Here is a 24,182-nt window from a genome sequence, read left to right as displayed (position 1 = left end):
ATCACCATGGGCCCGTTCGTCGTTTCGCCCGCGACACACCCGACCGATTGCGGACGCTTCTTTCGCGCCTCGTTCTCCGTCCACCGATCACACGGCAACGGCAGCTATAGCCGCGTGTTCCGCTTTGACAAAACCTTTGCCTCGCGCGAAGCCGCCCGACTCTTTGCCATCACCCAAGGCTGGCTGCAAGCGAGCATGGCGCACCCGCCTGTGTGCTGAATAAGCATCCCAGAGCACGATAAGCATCCTGAACCCTCCCCGGTTGCAGCGGATTCCTGATTCGCACAGCCGCCATCCCACGGCGCGCACTTCGCACTTGCTGGCGTGCCACCATTTTTAGAAAGGCTCCTCCATGAGCTCCAAGATCTACGTGGGCAACCTGCCCTATTCCGTGACTGATTCCAGCCTGGAAAGCAACTTCTCCGAATTCGGCGGCGTTTCGTCGGCCAAGGTCATGATGGACCGCGAAACGGGCCGCTCCAAAGGCTTCGGTTTCGTCGAAATGGCAAACGCCGAAGTGGCGCAGGCCGCCATCAAAGCGCTGCACGGCGTCTCCGTGGATGGCCGCACGATCGTGGTCAACCTGGCCCGCCCGCGCGAAGACAGCCGTGCTGCCGCAGGCAACGGCGCACAGGGTTACCGCGCCAGCACACGTTCCGACGTGGGCTATGGCAACGGTGGCTACGGTGGTGGCCACTACTGACATCGGGGCTTCCCCAAAAAGCCGGCTCTGCGGAGCCGGCTTTTTTTTGCACTAAGTGGGCTACCTGCGTGAGAGCCAATGATGGCCAGAGCGACTTCGCCCGCGGCCCGTGGTGCGTGCCGATCAGTGGGGACGGGCCCGGCGCACAATAAGCCCCTCGCCGACAGGCATTCCTGCCGCGAAAATATTGATTAAATTGGCCTCTAGCGCTTGATGGATAAGCGCTAGCAGCTATTAAATTCAGAGTACCCGCTTGTTGCCCCGCCTGTCCCCCGCCTCGCCCTCATCCCCCGCCCACGCCGTCCTGCAGGACGTCTTCGGCTACGAGCAGTTCCGCGGTCCGCAGCAGGCCATCGTCGAGCATGTGATTGCCGGCAGCGATGCGCTGGTGCTGATGCCCACGGGCGGCGGCAAATCGCTGTGCTACCAGGTGCCGGCCATCGTGCGCCAGCAACAGGGGCGCGGGGTGACCATCGTGATTTCGCCACTGATTGCGCTGATGCACGACCAGGTGGGCGCCCTGCACGAGGCCGGTGTGGATGCGGCATTCCTCAACTCGACGCTGAGCTTTGACGAGGCGCAGGATGTGGAGTTTCGGCTCCAGACGGGGGCCATCACCCTGCTGTACGCCGCGCCCGAGCGGCTGAACACGCCGCGTTTTTTAGGTCTGCTCGACAGCCTGTACCAAGGCGGCCACCTGTCGCTGTTTGCCATCGACGAAGCGCATTGCGTGAGCCAGTGGGGCCACGACTTTCGCCCCGAGTACCGCGCCCTCACCGTGCTGCACGAGCGTTATGCAGGCGTGCCGCGCATCGCGCTGACGGCCACGGCCGATGCACTGACGCGCGCAGACATCATCGAGCGGCTGCAGCTGGAAGACGCGCGGCTGTTCATCAGCAGCTTCGACCGGCCCAACATTCGCTACCACATCGAAGAAAAGAAGGATGTGACTACGCAGCTGCTGCGCTTCATCGAACGTGAGCACGCGGGCGAGGCGGGCGTGGTGTACTGCCAGTCGCGCAAGCGGGTGGAGGAACTTGCCGCCACCTTGTGCGACGCGGGCCTCACCGCCCTGCCCTACCACGCGGGGCTGGACACCAAGGTGCGGCAGCACAACCAGGACCGCTTCCTGCGCGAGGAAGGCATCGTGATGGTGGCCACCATCGCGTTCGGCATGGGCATCGACAAGCCCGATGTGCGCTTTGTGGCGCATGTGGACATGCCCAAGAACATCGAGGGCTACTACCAGGAGACGGGCCGCGCGGGCCGCGACGGGCTGAACGCCGATGCCTGGATGGCCTACGGCCTGGCCGACGTGGTGAACCAGCGCCGCATGATCGACGAGAGCCCCGCGGGCGAGGAGTTCAAGGCTGCGCTGCGCGGCAAGCTCGACGCGCTGCTGGCCCTGGCCGAGGCCACCGATTGCCGGCGCGTGCGGCTGCTGGCCTACTTTGGCGAACAGTCCACCCCCTGCGGCAACTGCGACAACTGCATCAACCCGCCCGCCGTATGGGACGGCACGGACGCTGCACGCAAGCTGCTGTCCACCATCTACCGCGTGCAGCAGGCCAGCGGGCTGAGCTTTGGCACGGGCCACATCATGGACATCGTGCGCGGCAAGGACACAGAGAAGGTCAAGCAGTTCGGCCACGACAAGATCTCCACCTTTGGCGTGGGCAAGGACTATTCCGAAGCGCAGCTGCGGGGTGTGCTGCGCCAGCTGCTGGCCACCGGCGCGGTCGGCCTGCACAAGGTGATGCTGGAAAGCGGCCACAGCTTTGACACGCTGAGCCTCACCGAAGGCTCACGCCCCGTGCTGCGCGGCGAAGCGCCGGTGCAGCTGCGCGAATCGACCGCCGCTGCACCGGCCAAGCGCGCCCGCACCCGCAAGGGCACCGGCAGCGCCCCGCCGGCAGCCGCTGCCAATCTGGGCCCGGATGCGCAGGTGCGCTTTATTAACCTCAAGGCCTGGCGCGCAGAGGTGGCACGCGAGCACAACCTGCCGGCCTACGTGATCTTTCACGACGCCACGCTGGCCGCCATTGCCGAGCGCGCGCCACAGTCGCTGGACGACCTGCAGGGCATTACTGGCATGGGCGCCAAGAAATTGGAAGCGTACGGGACCGAGGTGCTGAGGGTGTGCACGCGATCGGGCGACGCCAAATGACGATCTTGTGCAGCGCACGCAAGTCTGTAAATCAACATTGGGTGCGAAATAAATGGTTACATCCCACGAGGCCTCGGATACATTCCGCGGACCATTCATGAGGGAGGTATTTCAAATGCGTTTTCAGAAGTTATTGGTAACGGCTTTCGCGTTCGCGGCGGCCGGTGTGGCCCATGCGTTCGTGCCCCAGACCGGAACGTGGGTGGTTACCTCGGAACTGGATGGCAAACCCGGCCGCGGCCTCGCCATTGATGTGCAGAACGATGTCTTCGTCATGCAGATGTATGCGTACGAAAGCAATGGGCACCCGACGTTTTATCTGGCCACCGGCAGGTTGGCCAACGACCAGGTTTCTGCCCCGCTGATCCGCTATGCGGGCGGGCGCTTTTTGGGGAGTGGTGCGCAGTCGGGCCAGGAGGCCGGCAATGCAGGCATCGCCAGGTTCCGGTTCACCAGCGGTGTCACCGGCTTTGTGACTCTGCCGGGCGAATCTGAGAAGGCAATTTCGCGGTTCAACTTCGGCTACGCCTTCGTAGCGTCCAGCCTGCGCGGGATCTGGAACCTCACATCGATGGGCTCACTGGGGCTCACTTCGGAGGTCATCAACCTGACACAGAGTGGAGGCTCAACCAGCACCGGCAATGGGCTGATGGCCACTTCGGACGGTTTGTTTGGATGCGAGCACCAGGTTAGCGGCGGTCTTGCCGGTACCGTGCTCTGCGTCAGGATCAACTCCCAAGGCCAGGTGCAGCGCGGATACCAGTTTGTCTACAGCGTCAATGAGGGCGAAGGCTATCTGCTGAACGCGAACGGCTCGTACACCAACCAACTAGTGACAGTACGGCGGTTGACGACGCCTGCGACGGTGGGTACGGGCATTGTGTTCAAGGAAGGAGAGCAGGCCGCCACCAATCTGAGCTTGCTGGAGCAGACTTTGGACGCGATCGCCCGCGAGGCCGCAGCGGCCCAATAAGTTAGACCGCCTCGCCCGAGCGAAGCTTCGCAGCCCGCTGGGCGCGGGCTGCAGTTTGCCTATTTGGGGCTTCCGGCCACGTTCTGCAGCGCCGTCTGCGCAATCGCCCGCCCCACCTGCTCGAATGCCCTTGGCGCATCGCCGTGCTCGTCCAGGTCTTCTGCACACACTGCCACCACGATGGCAGCGCGACCGCCGTCCTGGGGGTTGATGACTCCCATGTGGCAGGCGCGGCCGAGCTGGGTGCCGGTCTTGTGGATGAAGCGTGCGCTGCGGGGCAGGCCTTTTTCGAGGCGGTAGGCGTCGTAGCTGTCGTACTTGAGGTCTTTGAACAGTCGTTGCAGGTGCTGCGGCGTCACCATGCGGCCGGTGACCAGGCGCTCCAGCATGTCCCCGTAAGCAGTCAGCGGGGCGCTGTTGAGCTGGCGCGCGTAGTAGCGGGCGTAGGCGTCTTCCATCGTTTTGACGCGCAGTGCGGTTTTGTCGATGTCGAGCATGCGCACAAGTTTGTCCACGCGCTGGGGCCCCAGCGGGGCGGCCGCCAGCTCCACCAGCTGCTGGTTGCTGAGTGTGCGGGCTGCAGGGTGCAGCTCGCCGTACACCTCCTTGCGCACCTGCACAAAGCTGGTGATCCGCGTAAAATCTTTGGGGCCCAGGTAGTGGCGGGCACGGTGGTTCAGGGTGTCTTCGCCGATCGTGCGGATGAGCATGTTGGCGGCAGTGTTGTCACTTTCCATCAGCATGCGTTTGAGCAGGTCGTCCACGCCGTAGGCCGTGCCGCTCTGCTGCCACACCACGTTGCCCGACCCGTCGATCTTGTCCGTGTCCTGCACGCTGACCTTTTGCGTCAGGCGGAGCTTGCCGGCTTCCACCTCCTGCAACACGGCAATGGCGATGGGCAGTTTGGCCGACGAGCCCAGGTACCAGGACCGGTCGGCCTGGTAGGCCAGCGCCTCGCCGCTGTCCAGGCGCTTGACGTAAACGCCCAGCTGGCCGGGCGTGGCCTGGTCGATGCGCTCGATCTGGCTGCGCAGCGTGTCGCGCCATTGGGTGTCGGCCCGGACGGCAAAGCTAGCGGTCGCCAGGCACAGCGCGAGGCAGACCGTGCGCAGCATCAGGTGGAGGGTGGCACTGGGGGTCATGGGGGTTTCCGTGGGTGAGCAAACCGGAGGTACACAAGGCCGTGCCCACGTCGCGCAGGGCGGCGTCAGAACGCGTGGTGGAGAGTTCGCCGCGCGTGCAGGCCACCACCAGCACACGCTGGTCGCGCCCCAGGCGTGGCACGGTGACGAGGCCCGCGTCGCAGGTGCGCGCGCGCTGGGTGCCGGTCTTGTGCGCAAACCGGGCGTGCGGGGGCAGCCCGGCGCGGATACGGGCCTGGCCGGTCTGCACGCGTTCCATCACCTGCAACAGGTAGCGGGTGTGCTCGGCGTTCAGCACGCGGCCGTCCACCAGCGCCTGCAGCAGATCGGCATAGGCATCGAGCCGGCCGGAGTTGAGCCCGCTGGCGTAGTAGGCCTCGAACGCATCGGCCACGCTGGCGCGCTGGAAGGCTGAAGCAGGCACACGCAGCAGGCGCGACAGTGCGCGCAGCCGGTCTGCGTCGCTGCGCTGCTGCTTGATCACCAGAAAGTCCTGCCCCGACAGGTGCGCGGCCTCGGGCGTGAGGTAGCCATAGGCCTGCCGGCGCACATCGGCCAGCGTAGTGATGCGCTCCAGTCCCTGCGGCACCAGCTCTTGCACCAGCGCGTTGACGGCGCGCACGCCCACCAGGTCGATGAGCATGTCACTGGCGGTGTTGTCGCTGTGGACGATCATCTGCTCCAGCAGGAAGCCCACGCTCAGCGCCGCTCCCACGGGCCGCGCGTTGGTGGGCCCGGCGCCGTCCACGTAGTCGGCCGCGCGCAGGCGCAGCGTGGTGTTGAGCGTGAAATCTCCCCGCTCCACCGCGCGCAGCACGGTCAGGGCCACCGGCACTTTCACCATGGAGGCCAGGTACCAGCGTTCTTCCGCGCGGTGGGACACGGTGGCGCCGGTGTCCAGGTCGCGCACGAAGACGCCCACGCCAGCGGTGTGCCGCGTGGCCAGCCGGGCCAATTCGACCTGCAGCAGCTCGGCCCACACGGGCGAGGTGGGCGGTGGTGTGACAGAGCCCGGCGGCAAGGCCATGGCCTCTGGCGCAGTGGGCCCCGCAGGGCCTTGCGTGCGGGCACTGCCCGGGCCGCTGGCCCAGCCCAGGGACAAGCCCAGCGCCAGCGCGACGCCTGCGCGTTTCACGCGCGAGGGGCCGAGAAGCGCTCGTCGTACGGGCTGTACAGATGCAGGGCCGGCCCTGTGGGGGCTGAGCGAAAGAGAAGGTATGGAGACATACAGCACGCCCATCACCGTAGCGCCGCGATGGCTAGCGGTGCGTAGGACAGAGGCACGCTGCGGGATCAGAGTGCCACGGCTGCCCGCATGAAGTCGCCTCCAACGCGCCACCCCGAAGGACTGGCTGTGCGGCGCTACGGTAGAGGAAAGATGCCTATTGCTCCTAGTGTGATAGCTGCCAGCGCTTAGCAGATAAGCGCAGGAGCTATATTTGATGCTGAATGCCCTTGCAGAGAACCCGACCGAACCGGGGCTGCGCCACAATCGCGCCATGCTGACCCTCCAAGACATCCGCGACGCCGCCACCCGCCTACAAGGCCACGTGCTGGACACTCCGTGCGTTGAATCCAAAACGCTTTCGCAAATCGTGGGCGCGCAGGTGTTTCTCAAATTCGAGAACCTGCAATTCACCGCGTCTTTTAAGGAGCGCGGCGCCTGCAACCGGCTCGCGCTGCTGTCGGACGAGGAGCGCGCCCGGGGCGTGGTGGCCATGAGCGCGGGCAACCATGCCCAGGGCGTGGCCTACCACGCGCAGCGCCTGGGCCTGCGCGCGGTGATCGTGATGCCGCGCTTCACCCCCGCCGTGAAGGTGGAGCGCACCCGCGGCTTTGGCGCCGAAGTGGTGCTGCATGGCGACACTCTGGAAGAAGCCCGCGCCCACGCGTACGCGCTTGCCGACGCGCAGGGCCTGACCTTTGTGCACCCGTATGACGACGAAGGTGTGGCCGCAGGCCAGGGCACGCTTGGCCTTGAGATGCTGCAGGCCGTACCCGACCTGGACACGCTGGTGATCGCCGTGGGCGGCGGCGGGTTGATCTCGGGCGTGGCCACCGCCGCCAAGGCGCTTCAGCCCGGCATCGAGATCGTGGGCGTGCAAACCGCGCGCTTTCCGGCCATGGTCAATGCGGTGAAGGGCACGCACCACCCGCAGGGCACATCAACAATAGCCGAGGGCATTGCCGTGGGCACGCCCGGCAAAATCACGCAGGAAGTCATCAAGCGCCTGGTGGACGACCTGGTTCTGGTGGACGAGGGCGACATCGAGCAGGCCGTGCTGATGCTGCTGGAAATTGAAAAGACACTGGTCGAAGGCGCAGGGGCTGCTGGCCTGGCGGCGCTGGTGCGCTACCCCGAACGCTTCAAGGGCAAGCGCGTGGGGCTTGTGCTGTGCGGCGGCAACATCGACCCGCTGCTGCTGGCCGCGATCATCGAGCGGGGCATGGTGCGCTCGGGACGCCTGGCGCGCATCAAGGTCAGCGCACGCGATGTGCCTGGCGTGCTGGCGCGCATCACGGCCACCGTGGCCGACGCGGGTGCCAACATCGAAGAGGTGCACCACCAGCGCGCCTTCACCATGCTGGCCGCGCAGAACGTGGAGATCGAACTGGTGCTGCAAACGCGCAGCAAGGCGCATGTGGACGAAGTGCTGCAGCAGCTGCGCGCGGCCGGCATGGAGACGGTGCTGATCTGAGCGGCTCCGCAGCGGCTTTACCTGCGCCTCCCCTGCACACCAAAGGTCCCCACGGCTGGGGCCATTGGTGGTGCCCAACACCGGCCGCAGCTAGAATCGCGCAAGTTTTGAGCTTCTGGAGCCACCCATGTCCGACCACAGCACCTCTCACACCTCCGAAACCCACGTCCCCGACGCCGTGGAAAACGTGGTGCCCCTCATGCCCATCGTGCTGCCCGTGGTGGGCTGCATCATGATGTTCCTGCTGGCATTCATTGCCGTGTACATGGCCTGACCGGCCCGAGCAGGCGGCCCCACCCGGTACGCTTCGCCTCCAAAGCCCCGCACTGCGGGGCTTTTTCGTTTGCCCACTTCCGTCACGTTCCAAGGACTCTCCCCATGCGATCCGGACATGCCCTCGTTCTTTTCTCCGGCGGCCAGGACTCCACCACCTGCCTCGCCTGGGCGCTCACGCACTTTGCGCACGTGGAGACCATCGGCTTTGACTACGGCCAGCGGCACCATGTCGAGCTGCAAGCGCGCGACACCGTGCTGGCCGCGCTGCGCGCCCGTTTTCCTGCCTGGAGCGACCGCCTGGGCCCCGACCACATGCTGGACCTGGGCGTGCTGGGGCGCATCAGCGACACCGCGCTGACCAGCGACACCGAAATCCAGATGACGGCCGCCGGCCTGCCCAACACCTTCGTACCGGGCCGCAACCTGCTGTTTTTTCAGCTGGCTGCCGCCGTGGGCTACCGGCGCGGGCTGCACACGCTGGTGGGTGGCATGTGCGAGACCGATTTCTCGGGCTACCCCGACTGCCGGGACGACACGCTCAAGGCCCTGCAGGTGGCCGTATCGCTGGGCATGGGCCAGCGCTTTACGATAGAAACGCCGCTGATGTGGCTGGACAAGGCGGCCACCTGGGAGCTGGCCCGCAACCTGGGTGGCCAGCCGCTGGTGGAGCTGATCGTCAAAGACTCCCACACCTGTTACCACGGCGTGCGCGACACGCTCCATGCCTGGGGCTATGGATGCGGCACCTGCCCCGCGTGCGAATTGCGCAAGACGGGATACGAGTGCTGGGTGGGTGACATGCAAGCATAAAGTCATGCTTTGTTTGCATAGATTTTCCCCGCGTCTGACAGACAAGCGGACGGTGGATTCATAAAATTGCCATCCCAGCCGACCCGCGGAATCCGTGGAACTAGCCCTCCACCCGTGGGCTGAGACACGCGTCCGCCCGCCGACTGAGCACGAAAGCCGTTTTTTCAAAGGCAGCGCTCAGCACCGCATCTGCGCCAGGCCTCGCCGCGATCCACCGGGATCTGTCTGCTTCTTTTGAAAAAACGTTTTTTCAACTTAGGAAGCTCCCCGATGAACGCACCCACCATGCAGGGCCTGAATCTCAACGCCCCGTCGTACGTCAAAAACGCCAAGCTGCTCGCCTGGGTGGCCGACATGGCCGCCCTGTGCAAGCCCGACAGCATCTACTGGTGCGATGGCACCAAGGAAGAGTACGACCGCCTGTGCCAGCAGCTGGTCGATGCCGGCACTTTTAAGAAGCTCAACCCCGCTAAGCGCCCCGGTAGCTTCCTGGCCTGGTCCGACCCGTCGGACGTGGCCCGCGTGGAAGACCGCACCTACATCTGCTCCGCCAAGAAGGAAGACGCCGGCCCCACCAACAATTGGATGGCCCCCGCCGAGATGCGCGCCACGCTGCAGCCCCTGTTTGACGGCTGCATGAAGGGCCGCACCATGTATGTGGTGCCCTTCAGCATGGGCCCGCTGGGCAGCCACATCGCGCACATCGGCGTGGAGCTGACCGACAGCGCCTACGTGGCCGTGAACCAGCGCCTGATGACCCGCATGGGCAAGGCCGTGTACGACGTGCTGGGCGTGGAAGGCGAGTTCGTGCCTTGCATGCACACCGTGGGCGCGCCCCTGGCCGAAGGTGAAAAGGACACGACGAGCTGGCCTTGTAACCCCAAGGTGAAGTACATCGTGCACTACCCCGAAACGCGCGAAATCTGGTCCTATGGCTCCGGCTACGGCGGCAACGCGCTGCTGGGCAAGAAGTGCCTGGCACTGCGCATCGCCTCCACCATGGGCCGCGACCAGGGCTGGCTGGCCGAGCACATGCTCATCCTGGGCGTGACCAACCCCCAAGGCAAGAAGTACCACGTGGCCGCTGCCTTCCCCAGCGCCTGCGGCAAGACCAACTTCTCGATGCTGGTGCCGCCCGAGGCAGGCTTTGCGGGCTGGAAGATCACCACCATCGGTGACGACATCGCCTGGATCAAGCCCACGGCCGACGGCAAGATGGTCGCCATCAACCCCGAGGCGGGCTACTTCGGCGTGGCCCCCGGCACCAACATGCACACCAACCCCAACTGCATGCGCAGCCTGGACCGCGATGTGATCTTCACCAACGTCGCCCTGACGGACGACGGCGACGTGTGGTGGGAAGGCATGGAAAAAGACACCGGCAAGCTGCCCGACCATTTGATCGATTGGCAAGGCAAGGACTGGACGCCCCAGATCGCCAAGGAAACCGGCGCCAAGGCCGCCCACCCCAACTCGCGCTTCACCGTGGCCGCGACCAACAACCCGGCGCTCGATGCCCAGTGGGACGATGCCAACGGCGTGGCGATCGATGCCTTCATCTTCGGCGGTCGCCGCTCGACCACCGTGCCGCTGGTGACGGAAGCCCGCACCTGGACGGAAGGCGTGTACATGGCCGCCACCATGGGCTCCGAGACCACCGCTGCCGCCTTCGGCGCCCAGGGGGTGGTGCGCCGCGACCCGTTCGCCATGCTGCCGTTCTGCGGCTACAACATGAGCGATTACTTCCAGCACTGGCTGAACATGGAAGGAAAGATCACCGCCACCGGCAAGGCCACGCCCAAGATCTTCTGCGTGAACTGGTTCCGCAAGGACGAGGCGGGCAAGTTCGTGTGGCCCGGCTACGGCGACAACATGCGCGTGCTCAAGTGGATGATCGACCGCATCGAAGGGACGGCAAAGGGCACCGAGACCATGTTCGGCGTCGCTCCACAGTACGCCGAGATCAACTGGACGGGCATCGACTTCAACACCCAGCAATTCGATGCTGTCACCAGCATCGACAAGGCCGCGTGGGCAGAGGAGTTCAAGCTGCACGACGCGCACTTTGCTCAGCTGGCTTACCACCTGCCCCAGGCGCTGCTGGATACCAAGGCCCAGCTGGAAGCCCGCTTGGCAGGCTGATTTCTACACACGGGCCCGGTTGGGCTCAGAAGAAAAAAAGCCGTGGCATGCCACGGCTTTTTTATGGGCGTCGGCCCTGCGGTGCTCAGTCGTAGGCACGCAGGTCGTTCATGGTGGGGATGCCCATCGCGTGCTGCAGCTCGGCCATGATGCGCGGATCCTTTACGGCGACTTGCCACGTGCGCTCGTCCTCTGCTGCGCGGCGGCGGGACTCGGCCCATTGCGCAACGCTATGGCGCAGCACCACGCTGGCGCGGCGGGCCGGCGTGGCCAACAGGGCCAGGCCAGCAAAGGCCACCAGCCAAAGCACCATCCACGCGGCCAGCAGATGGCCTTCGCTCCAGGTGTCGATGACCTGATGAGCCACCACGACCATGGCGGAAACCACGGCGGCAAGCAAAAGGGATGCGGCACCGCGTGCGCCGTCAAAACGTGCTGCGGCGCCCTTCAGCGCAGCGGCGGCATTCTCGGCGCGTACAACGCCGGGATGTTCGGTGGGGTAGTCAACGTGTGCAAAGCTGGTCATGGTGTGATCCCTTGTCTAACGCTTGTGGCGAAATTGCCGGGCGATGGGGTGATATTAGGGTTTACCCTAGATTCATTCAAGTTTATATTTTGAATTCTGAATATTCACATCGGTGATGAAATGGCGGCGTTTGCGCGGCGATCGTGAACAACAAATGAGAAAAGCCCGGCGCAAAAACCTGCGCCGGGCTTTGGTTTGGAGGCTGCCGGACGGCTGGACCGGCCCTGCCGCTCAGCAGTAATCAGTTCAGCGGTACTTGCGGATGTCGTCCACAGCGGGCCGGTCGAGAGCGTGGCAAATGTCTGCCATCACGCGGCGGTCTTGCACGGCCAACTGCCAAAGCTTTTCGTCTTCCACAGCACGGCGGCGGTTTTCTGCCCAGCGAGCGCTGGCTGCACGCAACACCACACCCGCACGGCGGGCAGGAGCACTGAAGAGCACGATGCCGGCAAACGCCACGACCCAGAGCAGCATCCATGCGGCGACCTGGCGGCCTTCGGCCCAGGTGTCTACCACCTGATTGGCAAGCACCAGCAGCGCCGCCACACCAGCAGCACGCAGCAGGGACGCAGTGCCGCGGGCACCGTCGAACGATGCGGCGGCGCGCCGCAAGGCTGCAACGGCGTTTTCGGCGCGCTCCACACCAGGGTGGGCGGTGGGGTAGTCAACGTGGGCGAAGGTGGTCATGGCGGGTTCCCTTTCAAACGCTTGTGGCGAGATTGCCGGGCGATGGCGCAATACTAGGGTTTACCCTTTATCTATTCAAATTTATATGTTGAATCATTGACATTCATAAAGGTGATGTGAAAACCATGGCTTCTCTGAATTTCCGCTCGCTTGATCTCAACCTGCTGCGCGTTTTCGACGAGGTGATGGCCGAACGCAGTCTTACGCGGGCGGCCCACAAGCTGTCGATCACGCAGCCCGCCGTCAGCAACGCCATGCGGCGCTTGCGCGAGGTGGTGGGGGATGAGCTGGTGGTGCGCAGCGGACAAGGCGTGGAACCCACGCCCCGCGCACTGGCCCTGTGGCCGCCGGTCCGCGAAGCCCTTACGCAGCTGCAAGAGTCACTGGCGCCGGGGCGCTTTGAGCCCGCCACAGCCGAGTCGACCTTTGTCCTCGCGATGGCCGATGCCACGGCAGCCACGCTCATCCCCGCCCTGGTGGAGATCATCGAGGGCGAGGCGCCTGGCATCTCAGTCCGGGTGTTGCCGCTGACCACCCGCGACCCCCGCCGCCTGCTGGAGGACGAGGCTGCAGACATGGCTGTGGGCTACTTCCCGGCCGCCCTGGCGGATCTCACGGCCCGGGCGCAGTCAGGCGGCGTGGTGGCGTATGAAAGCCGCCGGCTGTACGACGGGGAATATGTGTGTGTGATGCGCCGGGGCCATCCGCTGGCGGATGCGCCACTCACCCTGGATGCGTACTGCGAGGCGCGCCATATGCTGGTGAGCTTCTCGGGCCGGCCATTTGGCTTCATCGACGAGGCGCTGGCCTCGTTGGGGCGGGAGCGGCGGGTGGTGCTGACGGTGAACCAGTTCTTCACGGCAGGACGTGTGGTGTGCGGGTCCGACCTGCTCACCGTCCTGCCCAGACACTTTGTTCCGGTCACCGGCATCGAGGATGCGCTGGTCCAGCGCGCGCTGCCACTGGATGTGCCACCGGTGCATGTGGATGCCCTGTGGCGCAGGCGCGCGCCCCAGCAGACGGCCATGAATTGGCTGCTGGGCGCGCTGACGCGGTCCGCGCGCAGGACGTTTCCAGAGTAATCGCAGCGGCCAGGCCCTCAGGGGCCGTCGTAGACTGCGCCCTCCATGAATATTCAACTGCTGTCCGACCTGCACCTGGAGGCGCACCCCCACTTTGCCGCAGAACCCGCGCCGCGGGCAGATGTGCTGGTCCTGGCGGGTGATATTGGCTCGTACCAGCAAGGCTCGCTGCTGGACGACGGTGATTTCGGGCTGGCCCGGTTCTCTCCCCTGCCCCAGTTTGCCGGCTGGCCCACGCCCGTGCTGTTCGTGCCCGGCAACCACGAATACGACGCCCAGGACTTCGACGAGGCACACCAGCGGCTGCGGTCCACGTGCGACCGACTCGGCATCGCCTGGCTCGAGCGCGAGTCGCTGGTGCTGGACGGCGTTCGCTTTGTGGGCACCACGCTGTGGACCGATTTCGACGCCCTGGCCGACCACGAGGGCACCACGGACATCGGCCGACGACTGAAGATGCGCGATAAGGCCTTTCGCGCGGCGAACTTCTACCTGCGCAAGACGGGCGGCACCCGACATGGCGAACCCTTTCTGGCTGAGCAGATGCGCGAGCAGGGCCTGCTGTGCCAAGCCTGGCTGGCCAGCGCACTCGCCACCCCTTTCACGGGCCCGACCGTGGCGGTCACCCATTTCGCGCCGAGCCTGCGCAGCGCGGACCCGCGGTACGGCCTGGTGCCTGGCACCGCCGGCTTCTGCAATGCCTTGGACGCCCTGCTGCCTCAAGCCCGGCTGTGGCTGCACGGCCACTTGCACGCGCCGAGTGACTACACCGTGCAGGGTGTGCAGGCCGATGGTGTCCCCTGGTCCTGCCGCGTGGCGGCCAATCCGCTGGGCTATGCCCGCAAAGGCGAGCAGGAACAGTTTCAGCCCGGCTACTGCATCACCGTATGATCGCCCCGCGGGGCCCAGCTGCCCCGCAGCGCGCAGGAGAAAACCATGACACAGGTCAAGACAACACGGGCCCGCGCACAGTAGTCTGAGCCACCCCTTATCGGAGAACACCATGAACATCCTGCTTGCTGTCGATGGCAGCGCTTACACCAAGAAAATGCTGGCCTACCTGGCCACCCATTCCGAATTGCTGGGCGAGACCCACGACTACACCGTACTTACTGTTCAAGCGCCGCTGCCAGCCCGTGCACGCTCCGCGCTCGGCAAGGAAGCCGTGGACAGTTACCACGCTGACGAAGCCGAGAAGATCCTCGCCCCCGTGTGCAAATTCCTGGCGCGCCACGGCGTGCAGGCCAAGCGCGCGGTGAAGGTGGGCCACGTGGGCGAAAGCATCGCCAAGGTGGCCGACAGCGGCAAGTTCGACCTGCTGGTGATGGGCTCGCATGGCCACGGCGCTCTGGCCACACTGGTGATGGGGTCGGTCACGACCCAGGTCCTGGCCCATAGCAAAGTGCCCGTCCTGATCGTGCGCTGAAGCTGCCGCCTCACGCACCTTCGAAAAAGCCCTGCTCTGCAGGGCTTTTTTTCGCGTTGTCGCGACCGATTGGTTACTGAATAACTGTACGGTTTACTTTAGTACCAAATGGTTATACATTCGCGCCACGCCCATATTGGCGTGTCTTTTCCGTCGAAACCGAGAGGAAAGCCCCATGAAGAAGACCCTGATTGCACTCGCTCTGACCGCTGGCGCCACCTTCAGCGCCATGGCACAAGACATCGTCGATACCGCAGTGAAGGCCGGCAACTTCAAGACCCTGGTCGCCGCCGTGCAGGCCGCTGGCTTGGTAGACACCCTCAAGGGCCCCGGCCCGTTCACAGTGTTTGCCCCCACCGATGAAGCCTTTGCCAAGATCCCCAAGGCCACGCTGGACGGCCTGCTGGCCGACAAGGCCGCACTGACCAAGGTGCTGACCTACCACGTGGTGCCTGGCAAGGTCATGGCGGCGGACGTGAAGGCCGGCAAGGTCAAGACTGTGCAGGGCCAGGAACTCACTGTGTCCACCAGCTCGGGCGTGATGGTGGACCAGTCCAAGGTCATCGCTACCGACGTGGGCGCCAGTAACGGCGTGATCCATGCGATCGACACGGTGCTGATGCCCAAGTAAGGCACCGGCCCCCTGCTCTTTCAACCACCATCCATTCACGAGGAGAAGCCGCCATGAACACCGTATTCAATCGCCGCACCGTCCTGATGGCAGCCGCGCTGGGCGCCAGTACCACCCTGCTGCAAGCCTGCGGAGGGAGCGATGACGAGCCCCAGCGCAACATCGTCGAGCTTGCGCAAAACACGCCAGAGTTGAGCATCCTGGTCGAAGCCGTAGTCGCCGCTGACCTGGCGTCCACGCTGAGCACGGGCACCCTCACGGTGTTCGCGCCCACCAACGCCGCGTTTGCGGCATTGCTGACCGAACTGGGCGTGACCAAGGAAGCGCTGCTGGCGAACAAGCCTCTGCTGACCGCCGTGCTGACCTACCACGTGCTGGGCAGCAAGGTGATGCGGGCCCAGGTGCCGCTGGGCAAGGCGATCACCCCGGTGTCGGGCGGCTTCTTCAAGGTGGAGTCGAACAACGGCCTGAAGATCACCGATGGCCGCAACCGCGTGAGCACCATCACGAGCACGGACATCGAGGCCAGCAACGGCGTGGTGCATCTGGTAGACCGCGTACTGCTGCCCGCAGACAAGGACATCGTGGCCACGGCGTCTGCCCTGCCGGACTTCAGCATCCTGGTCGAAGCGGTGGTTGCTGCCGGCCTGGTGACGACACTGCAAGGCCCCGGGCCGTTCACCGTGTTCGCGCCCACCAATGCGGCATTTGCCGCCCTGCTGGCCGAGTTGGGTGTGACCAAGGAAGCCCTGCTTGCCAACACCGCGCTGCTGACCTCGGTGCTCACCTACCACGTGGTGCCCGCGCGCGTTCTGAAAGCCGAGGTGCCAGTCAATTCCGCCATCGCCACCGTGCAGGGCCAGACCTTCACCGTCAACTCCAGCCTCGTCATCACCGACCAGAACATGCGTACTAGCAACATCGTCGCAGCCGATGTGTTCGCCAGCAATGGCGTGATCCATGTCGTGGACAAGGTGATCCTGCCCAAGTGATGCAGCACACGGCAAAGAAAAAAGCCCGGCATGCCGGGCTTTTTTAATGGTGGCGGGGTGGCTCCGCGCTGCCGATTAACGCGCCGCCAGACCATCGAAACAGGTGCGAACCACCAGCTCCACGATCTCAGCGTCTGAATACTGGCCACCTTCCTTCAGAAAACTCACCACCGGGTCGCAGGCGCGTGCGTACAGCGTGTACAGCACCACCAGCGGCGGCAGCGTGGGACTGATCTTTCCCTGCGCCTGGGCCTGGGTGATCCATTCGCCAATCTGGTCGCTCACCGCCACCAGGCCGCTGAGGTAGTCCTTGTTGGCCATCAGCACAGCGCGCAAGGTGGAGTTGCGGCTGGGCAGCAGGGGCATCTCGTTGGTCAGCAGGCGCTCCAGCGACCAGCGCACCAGCGCGCGCAACTTGTCCATGGGCGGCATGTCAGCGGGCAGTTCGGTCAAGTAGGTCTGCACCCGGCCCAGGATCTGCACCATGGCCGCGCTGCACAGCTCTTCCTTGCTGCAGAAGTGCTTGTACAGGCTGGCTTTGGCGATGCCGACGGCGTTGGCGACGTCATCCATGGTCATGGCGTCGAACGCCTTTTCGCCCAGCAGGCGACAGGCAGATTGCAGGATCGCTTCCTCGCGAGCCTGGTGCATCTGCTCCTTGAACGAGATTTTGGGTTGCGGTGTGGCCATGGCGTCGATTTTATACATTGCAGTAGAAAAAATAAACGCCCAAGTTGCAAAGCAACTACGGCGTTCACGACACTAGGGCTTCAGCGGCGGCGCTGGTCAGCGCAGCAGACAGTGCGTCAAGCAATTCCGATTCCAGGTTCCAGCAGTGCCAATACAGCTGCACGGGCAGGGAACGCCCGGGTGCCAGGTCCACCAGACTGCCATCGGCAATGCCGGCGCGCGCCATCAATTCCGGCACCACGCCCACCGCCCAACCGGCGGCCACGGCGCGCATCTGGGCTTCGCTGCCCGGCACGAACAGGTGATTGAGCGCCACCCGCTTGAGCCCGAAAGCGCGGGCCACAAACTCGGCGGCCATGTCGTCCTTGCGGTTGAAGGAGAGAAAAGACACCTCGCGGAAGTTGTGCGGAGTCAAGCCGTGCGCCAAATGTTGCTGGGCGAATGCGGCCGAGGCCACGGCCACGTAGTGCATGGCCCCGAGCGGCACCATCTTGCAGCCGCGCAGCGCCTGCTTGAGCGTGGTCACGCAGCCGAGCACCTGGCCCGAGCGCAGCCATTCCTGCGTGAAATCCTGGTCGTCCACGATGATTTCAAGCGGCAGGCGTTGGCGCACCAGGTCATGCAGAGCGCCCATGGCCCAGGTGGCGATGCTGTCGGCGTTGATGGCGATGGAGATGCGCTCGTCCTCGCGCGTGCCGCCCGGCGCGCTGGGCGCCAGCTCCTGTAGGTCACGTTCCAGGTCGGCGCGCAGCAGGCGCATCTGCTTGGTGTGCTTGAGCAACAACTGCCCCGCCGACGTGGGCCTGAGCGGCCGGCTGCGCACGATGAGCACCGAGCCCACCTGCGCCTCCAGCGCACGCAGGCGCTGCGACACCGCCGACTGCGTCACATTGAGCCGCTGGGCGGCGCGCTCGAAGCCCCCCTCTTCAACGATGGCGGCGAGGCACTCCAGGGCGGCAGGATCGTAGGTGCTCATACTATTAGGTCATCTGATGTTTTTGGATCAAGTTTAATTTTGCTTTTAGTAGAAAGCAATGTCGCGCACACTGCGCCCCATCGTGTCCCGCATTGGGGCGTGTGGCACGCAAAGGCTCACAAGGCATTCCGCATATGAAAACCATCGTTCTCGGCGCCGGCATCATCGGCATCAGCACCGCTTGGCACCTGCTGGAGCGCGGCCACGAGGTTATCGTGGTGGACCGCCAGCCCGATGCAGCGCTCGAAACCAGTTTTGCCAACGCGGCGCAGATCTCGGTGAGCTACTGCGAACCCTGGGCCAACCGCGAGGCGCCGCTCAAGGCGCTCAAGTGGATGTTCGACAAGGAAGCACCGCTGCTGTTTCGCCCGCAGATGGACTGGCAGCAATGGCGCTGGGGCCTGCAGTTCCTCGCGCAGTGCAACGACGCGGCGTTCGAGCGCAATGTGGCCCAGATCGTGGCGCTGGGCGCCTACAGCCATGCGGCGCTGAAGGATCTGGTGAGCACCACCGGAATTGAATACAACCGGCTCGAACGCGGCATTGCCCACTTCTACACCGACCAGAAGTCCTTCGATGCCGCAGGCCACGCCGTGGAACTGATGCGCAAGCACGGCGTGCAGCGCCGCCTGGTGAGCCGCGAAGAACTGCTGCAGATCGAACCCGCGTTCAAGGCCTATGGCGACAAGATCACCGGCGGCACCTACACCAGCACGGACGAAAGCGGCGACGCCCGGGTGTTCACGCAGGAACTGGCCCGCCGCTGTGCTGCGCGCGGCGCGCAGTTCTACTACGGCCACGACGTGCTGCGCCTCAACAAGATTGGCAATGCTATTGATTCAGTAGCTGTCATCGCTCGCCAGTCAAGCGCTGGGGGCAAAAAAGACTTCATATTGAAGGGCGACGCGGTGGTGGTGGCCTGCGGTTCGTACAGCGCGCCGCTGCTGCGCAGCGTGGGCGTGGACCTGCCGATCTACCCCGGCAAGGGCTACAGCGCGACCTTCCCGCTGCTCAAGCCCGAGGGGGCGCCCATGGTCTCTACCATCGACGACGGCAAGAAGATCGCCATGAGCCGCCTGGGCAATTACCTGCGCGTGGCAGGCACCATCGAGCTCAACGGCTGGGACCTGACGCTGGACAGCACGCTCGCGCGCGCACGCTGCCACATGCTCTCGCGCCGCATCGAGGCCATCCTGCCCGGCGTGTGCGACACCCGCACGCCCGAGGAAGGCGGCAATCCGCAGTACTGGACCGGCCTGCGCCCTGCCACCCCCACCAACATCCCGTTCATCGGCCGCACCGGCGTGGGCAAGCTCTGGGTCAACGCGGGCCATGGCACGCTGGGCTGGACCCACGGTGCGGGCTCGGGCAAGGCGCTGGCGGAACTAATCAGCGGCCAAGTGCCGGCGATGAACTTCGGCTTCTGCGGCATGGAGCAGCGCGCGCACGCCCTGACGGCCCGGGCTGCCTGAAGCGCGCACAACGCGCCCAGAGCGACCGCGGACCATGGCTCATGCGGGCCCCGTCTCCGGCGTGGCTGCCGGCAACAGCGCCACGCCCTCCAAGCCGCCGGCCAGCATTGCCACCAGCGTGGCGGCCAGCAGGGTCCCCAAGACCATGGCGCCCGCCAACACGGTTGCGCGGCAGCGGTAGGGCAGGTTCCAGTACAGCGCACACCCAGCGTGCGTGCACAGGGCCAGCACGGCCAGAAAGTAGTACGGCCCAAAGAACCAGTGCTGCGGCGGTGTGCGCAGGCCAGCGGCCGCAAACTGCAGGTTGGTGTCCACGCCGTTCTGGCGCGCCACAAGCACGGCGGTCACGTGGATGAGCAAAAACAGCGCGAGATACGCACCCGACGCTGCCTGCAACCACGCCACCGCGCCTCGGCGCTGGCGCCAGCCGCGCCACAGCAGCGTGAGGCCGCTGCCCCCCTGGAACACCACACAGGCCAGCAGCACGCCTTCAACCACTGGCTGGCGGTAGATGCCGCGCAGCGCCTCCAGCACCGCCTGGTGCGCGGCTGCGCTGGCCACGCCCGCCAGGTGCCCCAACACGTGGGCTGTGATGAACAGCGCGAGCACCATGGCGCTGGCGCGGTGCAGGCTGCGCAGCGCGGGCGAGCTGCGGCCGACGCGGCTGGGGGCTGAAGAGACAATGGCAGCCGCGCCCGGCGGGCTCTGGCGTGTGTCTGGCATGGAGTGCTCCGGTTTAGTTTGTTCGAGGGACGACGGCAGAATAGGACGCACCCGGCTTTCCGCCTACTCGCATTGCGCTCAGGTTTTCATGTCCAAAGCCCTTTCGCCCCCTCGCCGCACGCCCCGCCAGGAGCGCTCCCAAATCACGGTCGATGCAATCTTTGAAGCCGTGGCCCGCATAGTGGCAACGCAAGGCGAAGGCGCGCTCACCACCAATCGCATTGCCGAGCTGGCCGGCGTGTCGGTGGGCTCGCTGTACCAGTACTTTCCTAGCAAGGAGGCCATCCTGGTGGCCATGCTCGACCAGCACTGCGAGCGGGTGATGCTGGAACTGGACGCCTTGCTGGCCCGGGCGCGCGCCGAAGGATGGTCACCGCAGCAGCAGGTGCGCCAGTATGTCCGCCAATACCTGCAGGCGTTTGGCGGAGGACCGCAAGAATTGCGGCCCTTGGCGCGCCTGTCGTGGAAGCTGGACTACCGCGCGGCAGTGTTGGTGTCGGTGCGCGGCACCAGCGAGCGCATAGCCCTGCACCTGCAGCGCATGGCCAATGACCACCCGCTGCGCGTGCCCTCGGCGGCGCAGCTGTTCGTGCTCACGCGCGCCTTCATGGGCGCAGTGCGGGCGGCGTCGCTGGAACAATCCCCGCTGCTGGACTCGGACGAGTTCGAGGACGCGCTGGTGCAGCTGTGCCTGGCCTACCTGCTGTCGCCCGCGCTGCCAGATCAATCCACCCCCGGCGCTACGATGGCGGCATGACGCTCTCCACCGACGCACCGCATTACCTCTTCCTCACCACTTCCACGCGCTAGCCAGGCCATGTGGGCAACACCGAATGGCTGGCGCGCGAAGCCGCGTCCCACCTGGGCGCCGATGCCCGCCAGACCTGGCTGCACCTGGCGCGCATGGCGCTTCCGCCATTTGTGGACCAGCGCCACACCACCGGCACCTACGCGCCGCCCGAAGGCGACATGAAGACCCTTCTGGACGCAACGCTGGCCGCCACCCACATCATCTTCGTGGCGCCGGTGTACTGGTTCAGCATTCCCTCGCCGCTCAAGACCTATCTGGACCACTGGAGTGCGTGGATGCGCGTCCCGGGACTGGACTTCAAGTCCCGGATGGCCGAGAAGACGCTGTCGCTGGTCACCACCAGCGGCGACCGCACCAAGGCCCAGCCCATGATCGACTCCGTCGTGCTGTGCGGTGACTTCCTCGGCATGCGCTGGGGCGGTGCGCTGTGGGGCAAGGGCGGCCCGCCGAGTGCGGTACAGGCCGATGCCCAGGCTGTGGCTGCCGCAGCACGCCACTTCACGGCACGCTGAGCGACCGACCTGCCAAGCACCGTCAGATCAGGGGCGCGGGCCTGCGTCCGCCTGCGGCCAGTGCTCACCCATCCAGCGCAGCAGGTCTTCCCACATCGTGCGGATCTCGGCATCGTGGGGCATGTCCAGCGCGTGGGACAGCTCGATGGTCACCACCGGCATGCCCCGGTGCACCCCCGCGTAGTGCCCGAGCGAGCCCGGGAAGATGCCCACCTAGTCCAGCCAAAGCCGCCCCAGCCGCGCGGGCGGCGCCTGCGGGCCGTCAAAGTCCAGCACGCCATATGGCGCGTGGATGCTGACGATGAGCTGGGGCTGGAACTGGGCCATTTGCGCATGCAGAAAGCGGGATTCGGGCTCGGACACAGGCGCGGTGCCGGGCCACCGGCGCGGATCTCGGCGCGTGCGTTTTTCCCAGTAGTGGGGCGCGTCCTGCGCCCAGCCCGGCGTGGGAAAGTTGCGGTTCAGGTCCACGCCCCGGGCGTTCACGCGCGTGGCGGGCCGCGCCAGCAGTCCGTCGGGATTCAGGACAGGGACAAAGCGCCAGTGCACCGGGCGCCGAGCCTGCTCAGCCAGTGCGATCCAGCGCAGCGCCAACGACGCGGCCGTCATCTCATCGCCGTGGATCGCCCCCACAACCAGCACCCGCATTGGGCCCTCGGTGTTTTCTGCGCGCACGGCGGCCGCGGGCACATCACGCCAGTACAAGGGCAGCCCCTGCACGGACCGCGCGCCGCTGGGGACCAGCGCAGCGCTCTCGCACTGCGCACGGGAAACGGCAGGCAGGCGGTGCAGCAGCACATCGCATGCGGCAGGCCCGGAGGTCGTTTGCCCTGCAGGCGCTGCAGCATGGGCAGCCTTGGCAGGGGCCTCTGCGGTGGTTTCCTCGGCGGGGGCGGGCTGGGGTCCAGGCGCCCCCGCCACGCTGCGCAGCGTATCGCCGCGTTCCACAGGCTCCCCGGGTGCGATCCACATGCCCACGGCGGCCAGCACCGCCAGCAGTGCGGCGGCCAGCGCGGGCGCAGCCGCGGCCTTCCCCGGCTTGCAGGGCATCAATGCAGAACCCGCTGCGAGGCCAGAAAGTCCAGCAGCGCGCCGTCAAAACCCTCGGGGTCTTCCAGCTGCGGCCAGTGCCCCACGTGGGGCAGGCTCACATGCCGCGCATCGGGCAGCACCTGGGCCAGGGCCTGCAGGGCATCCGGAGGCGTGCAGCGGTCGCCTTCTCCGCTGACCAGCAGCACGGGAACATGCAGGCGCACCAGCTCGGCCGCACCCCGGTCAAAAGTGGACAGCGCCTGCAGCGCGCGCCGGTAGCTGCCGCCGTAGACCTGCGACAGCGCGTGCACGGCAAGGCGCACGCCTTCGGGCAGCGCACCCGTGCCGATGTAGCGCGGCACCAGGGTCTGAGCCAGCTGCTCCATGCTGCCGCCCGCGTCCTGCAGGGCCTGCAGCGCATCCAGCCGCGGGGTGGCCCAGTCGCCTTGGGCCTGCGCGTCCAGCGCGGGCCCGCCCGCGCACAGCACCAAGCGCTGCACGACCGCGGGCCTGCGCACGGCGGCTTCCAGCGCCACCATCGCACCCATGCCATGCCCCACCAAAGTCACGCGCTCGGCCTGCAGCGCATCCACAAGGGCGAGGCAGCTTTCTGCGAGGCCTTTGAAGTTGTAGGGCTCGATGGGTGCGCTGTGTCCGTAGCCCGGCATGTCCCAGGCCACGGCGCGGTAACCCGCGCTGGCCAGGGTCTCGACCTGGGGCGCAAAGGTGAGGTGCCCGCCATCTGCGTCGTGCAACATAAGCACGGTGGGGCCGGAGCCCAGGGTGGTGAAGTGGGGAAGAACAGCCATGCGTGAAACAGAACAGGGTAAGCCCCCGCCACAGCGCTGTGGCGGGCAGCGCCCCATAATAGTTCCATCGCCGCGGCCACCCGCCCGCGGCGGCCTTCTGTGATCTTGTGAGCCCTGCCTTGACCCGCCCTGCCCTCGCCCGCCCGCCCAGTTTTTCCACCCGCGAGTTCCGCGATGCGCTGGGCATGTTTGCCACGGGCGTCACCATCGTCACAGCGCGGGACGCCGAGGGACAGCTGATCGGACTCACCGCCAGCTCGTTCAATTCGGTGTCGCTGGACCCGCCGCTGGTGCTGTGGAGCTTGGCGCGCGCCGCAGCCTCCATGCCGGTATTTGCAAACGGCTCGCACTACGCCATCAACGTGCTGGCCGCCGACCAGAAACCGCTGGCCGAACGGTTTGCCGCACGCGGCGTGGACCGCTTCAGCGGCGTGGAACACAGCCCCGGCATCAGCGACGCCCCCGTGCTGGCCGGTTGCGCAGCCACGTTCGAGTGCTTCAACCGCAGCCGTTACGAAGAAGGCGACCACGTGATCTTTGTCGGCGAGGTGGAGCGCTGCAACCACCGCACCGGCGTGCCGCCCCTGCTGTACCACGGCGGCAGGTTCTATACCGAACACCCGCTGTAGGGCACAGGGTGCCCAGTGCCGTCGCGGCACAAAACCATGCCGCGTGGTGCGACAAACCTCACATTTTTTGACAACGCGCGTGGCCCTGAAAAAATGCTCCGCCTGGCCTCACCAACGGTGCGCGATGGGCGTGCGCCGCTCTGGTGGTGACCCTCTGGAACTGGAGCCCCATGCCGTTGACCCGTCCCTCCCCCTTGACCGCCTCGACACACTCGCCCCGACACCTCCGCGGACTTCTGCTCGCCCTGTCTTTCGCCACAGGGGCGATCACC

The 24,182-nt window shown here is 65.8% G+C and carries 27 protein-coding genes; 17 read left to right on the top strand and 10 right to left on the bottom strand.

The features are described 5' to 3' along the window. Positions 1-6 precede the first annotated feature (6 nt). The 4 genes from ACK4HJ_RS09565 (at position 7) to ACK4HJ_RS09550 (ending at position 3,843) form a co-directional block, all read left to right on the top strand. The gene (locus ACK4HJ_RS09565) at positions 7-219 is read left to right on the top strand and encodes a hypothetical protein (protein WP_409830417.1); all 213 of its coding nucleotides are present in this window, start codon (positions 7-9) and stop codon (positions 217-219) included. A 133-nt stretch (positions 220-352) separates the two neighbouring features. Continuing rightward, positions 353-703: an RNA recognition motif domain-containing protein gene (locus ACK4HJ_RS09560; protein WP_409830414.1), complete on the top strand. Its 351-nt coding sequence runs from the start codon at positions 353-355 to the stop codon at positions 701-703. A 253-nt stretch (positions 704-956) separates the two neighbouring features. Continuing rightward, positions 957-2,870: a DNA helicase RecQ gene (gene recQ / locus ACK4HJ_RS09555; protein ID WP_409830412.1), complete on the top strand. Its 1,914-nt coding sequence runs from the start codon at positions 957-959 to the stop codon at positions 2,868-2,870. Between the two features lie 115 nt (positions 2,871-2,985). Then, a complete protein-coding gene (locus ACK4HJ_RS09550) occupies positions 2,986-3,843 on the top strand; it encodes a hypothetical protein (protein WP_409830409.1) in 858 nt (285 codons plus the stop codon). Positions 3,844-3,902: 59 nt separating this feature from the next. Here ACK4HJ_RS09550 and ACK4HJ_RS09545 read toward each other — a convergent pair whose 3' ends face one another. After that, positions 3,903-4,985, bottom strand: a complete 1,083-nt coding sequence (locus ACK4HJ_RS09545; RefSeq protein ID WP_409830407.1) for a serine hydrolase — start codon at positions 4,983-4,985, stop codon at positions 3,903-3,905. Further along, positions 4,915-6,120: a serine hydrolase gene (locus ACK4HJ_RS09540; RefSeq protein ID WP_409830405.1), complete on the bottom strand. Its 1,206-nt coding sequence runs from the start codon at positions 6,118-6,120 to the stop codon at positions 4,915-4,917. Before ACK4HJ_RS09540 ends, ACK4HJ_RS09545 begins: the two co-directional genes overlap by 71 nt. A gap of 364 nt (positions 6,121-6,484) precedes the next feature. Between ACK4HJ_RS09540 and ACK4HJ_RS09535 the strand changes: the two genes are divergently transcribed. The 4 genes from ACK4HJ_RS09535 to ACK4HJ_RS09520 all read left to right on the top strand — a co-directional run bounded on the left by ACK4HJ_RS09535 (position 6,485) and on the right by ACK4HJ_RS09520 (position 10,912). Further along, positions 6,485-7,684 (top strand): threonine ammonia-lyase, encoded by a 1,200-nt coding sequence (locus ACK4HJ_RS09535; protein WP_409830403.1) that lies wholly within the window; start codon positions 6,485-6,487, stop codon positions 7,682-7,684. Between the two features lie 127 nt (positions 7,685-7,811). Beyond that, on the top strand, positions 7,812-7,958 hold the full coding sequence (locus ACK4HJ_RS09530; RefSeq protein WP_409830401.1) for a hypothetical protein: 147 nt from the start codon (positions 7,812-7,814) through the stop codon (positions 7,956-7,958). 104 nt (positions 7,959-8,062) lie between these two features. Next, a complete protein-coding gene (gene queC, locus ACK4HJ_RS09525) occupies positions 8,063-8,770 on the top strand; it encodes a 7-cyano-7-deazaguanine synthase QueC (protein WP_409830398.1) in 708 nt (235 codons plus the stop codon). A gap of 270 nt (positions 8,771-9,040) precedes the next feature. Beyond that, entirely contained in the window at positions 9,041-10,912 is a 1,872-nt protein-coding gene (locus ACK4HJ_RS09520) for a phosphoenolpyruvate carboxykinase (GTP) (protein WP_409830396.1), read from the top strand. Positions 10,913-10,997: 85 nt separating this feature from the next. On the opposite strand, the gene ACK4HJ_RS09515 is transcribed toward ACK4HJ_RS09520, so the two are convergent. Further along, positions 10,998-11,438 (bottom strand): hypothetical protein, encoded by a 441-nt coding sequence (locus ACK4HJ_RS09515; RefSeq protein ID WP_409830393.1) that lies wholly within the window; start codon positions 11,436-11,438, stop codon positions 10,998-11,000. A gap of 246 nt (positions 11,439-11,684) precedes the next feature. Continuing rightward, positions 11,685-12,125 carry a hypothetical protein gene (locus ACK4HJ_RS09510; RefSeq protein ID WP_409830390.1) on the bottom strand — a complete coding sequence of 147 codons (441 nt, stop codon included), beginning with the start codon at positions 12,123-12,125 and terminating at the stop codon, positions 11,685-11,687. Positions 12,126-12,250: 125 nt separating this feature from the next. Here ACK4HJ_RS09510 and ACK4HJ_RS09505 point away from each other — a divergent pair, with 125 nt between their 5' ends. The 5 genes from ACK4HJ_RS09505 to ACK4HJ_RS09485 all read left to right on the top strand — a co-directional run bounded on the left by ACK4HJ_RS09505 (position 12,251) and on the right by ACK4HJ_RS09485 (position 16,256). Then, on the top strand, positions 12,251-13,207 hold the full coding sequence (locus tag ACK4HJ_RS09505) for a LysR family transcriptional regulator (RefSeq protein ID WP_409830387.1): 957 nt from the start codon (positions 12,251-12,253) through the stop codon (positions 13,205-13,207). 45 nt (positions 13,208-13,252) lie between these two features. Then, a complete protein-coding gene (locus tag ACK4HJ_RS09500; protein WP_409830383.1) occupies positions 13,253-14,098 on the top strand; it encodes a metallophosphoesterase in 846 nt (281 codons plus the stop codon). Between the two features lie 112 nt (positions 14,099-14,210). Further along, complete coding sequence (locus tag ACK4HJ_RS09495) at positions 14,211-14,633, top strand: universal stress protein (protein ID WP_409830380.1); 423 nt, start codon at positions 14,211-14,213, stop codon at positions 14,631-14,633. Between the two features lie 175 nt (positions 14,634-14,808). Then, complete coding sequence (locus ACK4HJ_RS09490; protein WP_409830378.1) at positions 14,809-15,264, top strand: fasciclin domain-containing protein; 456 nt, start codon at positions 14,809-14,811, stop codon at positions 15,262-15,264. 53 nt (positions 15,265-15,317) lie between these two features. Then, positions 15,318-16,256 (top strand): fasciclin domain-containing protein, encoded by a 939-nt coding sequence (locus ACK4HJ_RS09485; protein ID WP_409830376.1) that lies wholly within the window; start codon positions 15,318-15,320, stop codon positions 16,254-16,256. A gap of 75 nt (positions 16,257-16,331) precedes the next feature. Here the strand turns inward: ACK4HJ_RS09485 and ACK4HJ_RS09480 are convergent, their stop codons facing one another. Together ACK4HJ_RS09480 and ACK4HJ_RS09475 are read right to left on the bottom strand one after the other, a co-directional pair. Next, the gene (locus ACK4HJ_RS09480; protein WP_409830373.1) at positions 16,332-16,946 is read right to left on the bottom strand and encodes a TetR/AcrR family transcriptional regulator; all 615 of its coding nucleotides are present in this window, start codon (positions 16,944-16,946) and stop codon (positions 16,332-16,334) included. Positions 16,947-17,010: 64 nt separating this feature from the next. Next, positions 17,011-17,922 (bottom strand): LysR family transcriptional regulator ArgP, encoded by a 912-nt coding sequence (locus ACK4HJ_RS09475; RefSeq protein WP_409830371.1) that lies wholly within the window; start codon positions 17,920-17,922, stop codon positions 17,011-17,013. A 134-nt stretch (positions 17,923-18,056) separates the two neighbouring features. On the opposite strand from ACK4HJ_RS09475, the gene ACK4HJ_RS09470 reads away from it, so the two are divergent. Further along, positions 18,057-19,394: a D-amino acid dehydrogenase gene (locus ACK4HJ_RS09470; RefSeq protein WP_409830369.1), complete on the top strand. Its 1,338-nt coding sequence runs from the start codon at positions 18,057-18,059 to the stop codon at positions 19,392-19,394. Between the two features lie 39 nt (positions 19,395-19,433). Here ACK4HJ_RS09470 and ACK4HJ_RS09465 read toward each other — a convergent pair whose 3' ends face one another. Beyond that, positions 19,434-20,117, bottom strand: a complete 684-nt coding sequence (locus ACK4HJ_RS09465; protein WP_409830367.1) for a hypothetical protein — start codon at positions 20,115-20,117, stop codon at positions 19,434-19,436. An 88-nt stretch (positions 20,118-20,205) separates the two neighbouring features. Between ACK4HJ_RS09465 and ACK4HJ_RS09460 the strand changes: the two genes are divergently transcribed. Together ACK4HJ_RS09460 and ACK4HJ_RS09455 are read left to right on the top strand one after the other, a co-directional pair. Continuing rightward, the gene (locus tag ACK4HJ_RS09460; RefSeq protein WP_409830364.1) at positions 20,206-20,874 is read left to right on the top strand and encodes a TetR/AcrR family transcriptional regulator; all 669 of its coding nucleotides are present in this window, start codon (positions 20,206-20,208) and stop codon (positions 20,872-20,874) included. Positions 20,875-20,936: 62 nt separating this feature from the next. Continuing rightward, positions 20,937-21,440 carry a flavodoxin family protein gene (locus ACK4HJ_RS09455; RefSeq protein ID WP_409830361.1) on the top strand — a complete coding sequence of 168 codons (504 nt, stop codon included), beginning with the start codon at positions 20,937-20,939 and terminating at the stop codon, positions 21,438-21,440. A 27-nt stretch (positions 21,441-21,467) separates the two neighbouring features. Here ACK4HJ_RS09455 and ACK4HJ_RS09450 read toward each other — a convergent pair whose 3' ends face one another. The 3 genes from ACK4HJ_RS09450 to ACK4HJ_RS09440 are packed head-to-tail and all read right to left on the bottom strand — an operon-like array spanning position 21,468 to position 23,281. Next, the gene (locus tag ACK4HJ_RS09450) at positions 21,468-21,653 is read right to left on the bottom strand and encodes a hypothetical protein (RefSeq protein WP_409830358.1); all 186 of its coding nucleotides are present in this window, start codon (positions 21,651-21,653) and stop codon (positions 21,468-21,470) included. Beyond that, the gene (locus ACK4HJ_RS09445; protein WP_409830355.1) at positions 21,654-22,490 is read right to left on the bottom strand and encodes a M14 family zinc carboxypeptidase; all 837 of its coding nucleotides are present in this window, start codon (positions 22,488-22,490) and stop codon (positions 21,654-21,656) included. It abuts the gene before it with no gap. Beyond that, entirely contained in the window at positions 22,490-23,281 is a 792-nt protein-coding gene (locus tag ACK4HJ_RS09440; RefSeq protein ID WP_409830353.1) for an alpha/beta fold hydrolase, read from the bottom strand. Before ACK4HJ_RS09440 ends, ACK4HJ_RS09445 begins: the two co-directional genes overlap by 1 nt. A gap of 185 nt (positions 23,282-23,466) precedes the next feature. On the opposite strand from ACK4HJ_RS09440, the gene ACK4HJ_RS09435 reads away from it, so the two are divergent. Beyond that, positions 23,467-23,910 (top strand): flavin reductase family protein, encoded by a 444-nt coding sequence (locus ACK4HJ_RS09435; RefSeq protein WP_409830532.1) that lies wholly within the window; start codon positions 23,467-23,469, stop codon positions 23,908-23,910. Positions 23,911-24,182: the final 272 nt, after the last annotated feature.

The organism is Acidovorax sp. (assembly GCF_046294525.1).
Lineage (GTDB): Bacteria > Pseudomonadota > Gammaproteobacteria > Burkholderiales > Burkholderiaceae_C > Acidovorax.
This window is presented reverse-complemented; position numbering and strand designations above follow the sequence as displayed.

Coding starts and splice junctions, on each gene's coding strand:
- ACK4HJ_RS09565 (WP_409830417.1), top strand. CDS start 7: ATGGGCCCGTTCGTCGTTTCGCCCGCGACACACCCGACCGATTGCGGA.
- ACK4HJ_RS09560 (WP_409830414.1), top strand. CDS start 353: ATGAGCTCCAAGATCTACGTGGGCAACCTGCCCTATTCCGTGACTGAT.
- ACK4HJ_RS09550 (WP_409830409.1), top strand. CDS start 2,986: ATGCGTTTTCAGAAGTTATTGGTAACGGCTTTCGCGTTCGCGGCGGCC.
- ACK4HJ_RS09545 (WP_409830407.1), bottom strand. CDS start 4,985: ATGACCCCCAGTGCCACCCTCCACCTGATGCTGCGCACGGTCTGCCTC.
- ACK4HJ_RS09535 (WP_409830403.1), top strand. CDS start 6,485: ATGCTGACCCTCCAAGACATCCGCGACGCCGCCACCCGCCTACAAGGC.
- ACK4HJ_RS09530 (WP_409830401.1), top strand. CDS start 7,812: ATGTCCGACCACAGCACCTCTCACACCTCCGAAACCCACGTCCCCGAC.
- queC (WP_409830398.1), top strand. CDS start 8,063: ATGCGATCCGGACATGCCCTCGTTCTTTTCTCCGGCGGCCAGGACTCC.
- ACK4HJ_RS09520 (WP_409830396.1), top strand. CDS start 9,041: ATGAACGCACCCACCATGCAGGGCCTGAATCTCAACGCCCCGTCGTAC.
- ACK4HJ_RS09515 (WP_409830393.1), bottom strand. CDS start 11,438: ATGACCAGCTTTGCACACGTTGACTACCCCACCGAACATCCCGGCGTT.
- ACK4HJ_RS09510 (WP_409830390.1), bottom strand. CDS start 12,125: ATGACCACCTTCGCCCACGTTGACTACCCCACCGCCCACCCTGGTGTG.
- ACK4HJ_RS09505 (WP_409830387.1), top strand. CDS start 12,251: ATGGCTTCTCTGAATTTCCGCTCGCTTGATCTCAACCTGCTGCGCGTT.
- ACK4HJ_RS09500 (WP_409830383.1), top strand. CDS start 13,253: ATGAATATTCAACTGCTGTCCGACCTGCACCTGGAGGCGCACCCCCAC.
- ACK4HJ_RS09495 (WP_409830380.1), top strand. CDS start 14,211: ATGAACATCCTGCTTGCTGTCGATGGCAGCGCTTACACCAAGAAAATG.
- ACK4HJ_RS09490 (WP_409830378.1), top strand. CDS start 14,809: ATGAAGAAGACCCTGATTGCACTCGCTCTGACCGCTGGCGCCACCTTC.
- ACK4HJ_RS09485 (WP_409830376.1), top strand. CDS start 15,318: ATGAACACCGTATTCAATCGCCGCACCGTCCTGATGGCAGCCGCGCTG.
- ACK4HJ_RS09480 (WP_409830373.1), bottom strand. CDS start 16,946: ATGGCCACACCGCAACCCAAAATCTCGTTCAAGGAGCAGATGCACCAG.
- ACK4HJ_RS09475 (WP_409830371.1), bottom strand. CDS start 17,922: ATGAGCACCTACGATCCTGCCGCCCTGGAGTGCCTCGCCGCCATCGTT.
- ACK4HJ_RS09470 (WP_409830369.1), top strand. CDS start 18,057: ATGAAAACCATCGTTCTCGGCGCCGGCATCATCGGCATCAGCACCGCT.
- ACK4HJ_RS09465 (WP_409830367.1), bottom strand. CDS start 20,117: ATGCCAGACACACGCCAGAGCCCGCCGGGCGCGGCTGCCATTGTCTCT.
- ACK4HJ_RS09460 (WP_409830364.1), top strand. CDS start 20,206: ATGTCCAAAGCCCTTTCGCCCCCTCGCCGCACGCCCCGCCAGGAGCGC.
- ACK4HJ_RS09445 (WP_409830355.1), bottom strand. CDS start 22,490: ATGCCCTGCAAGCCGGGGAAGGCCGCGGCTGCGCCCGCGCTGGCCGCC.
- ACK4HJ_RS09440 (WP_409830353.1), bottom strand. CDS start 23,281: ATGGCTGTTCTTCCCCACTTCACCACCCTGGGCTCCGGCCCCACCGTG.
- ACK4HJ_RS09435 (WP_409830532.1), top strand. CDS start 23,467: ATGTTTGCCACGGGCGTCACCATCGTCACAGCGCGGGACGCCGAGGGA.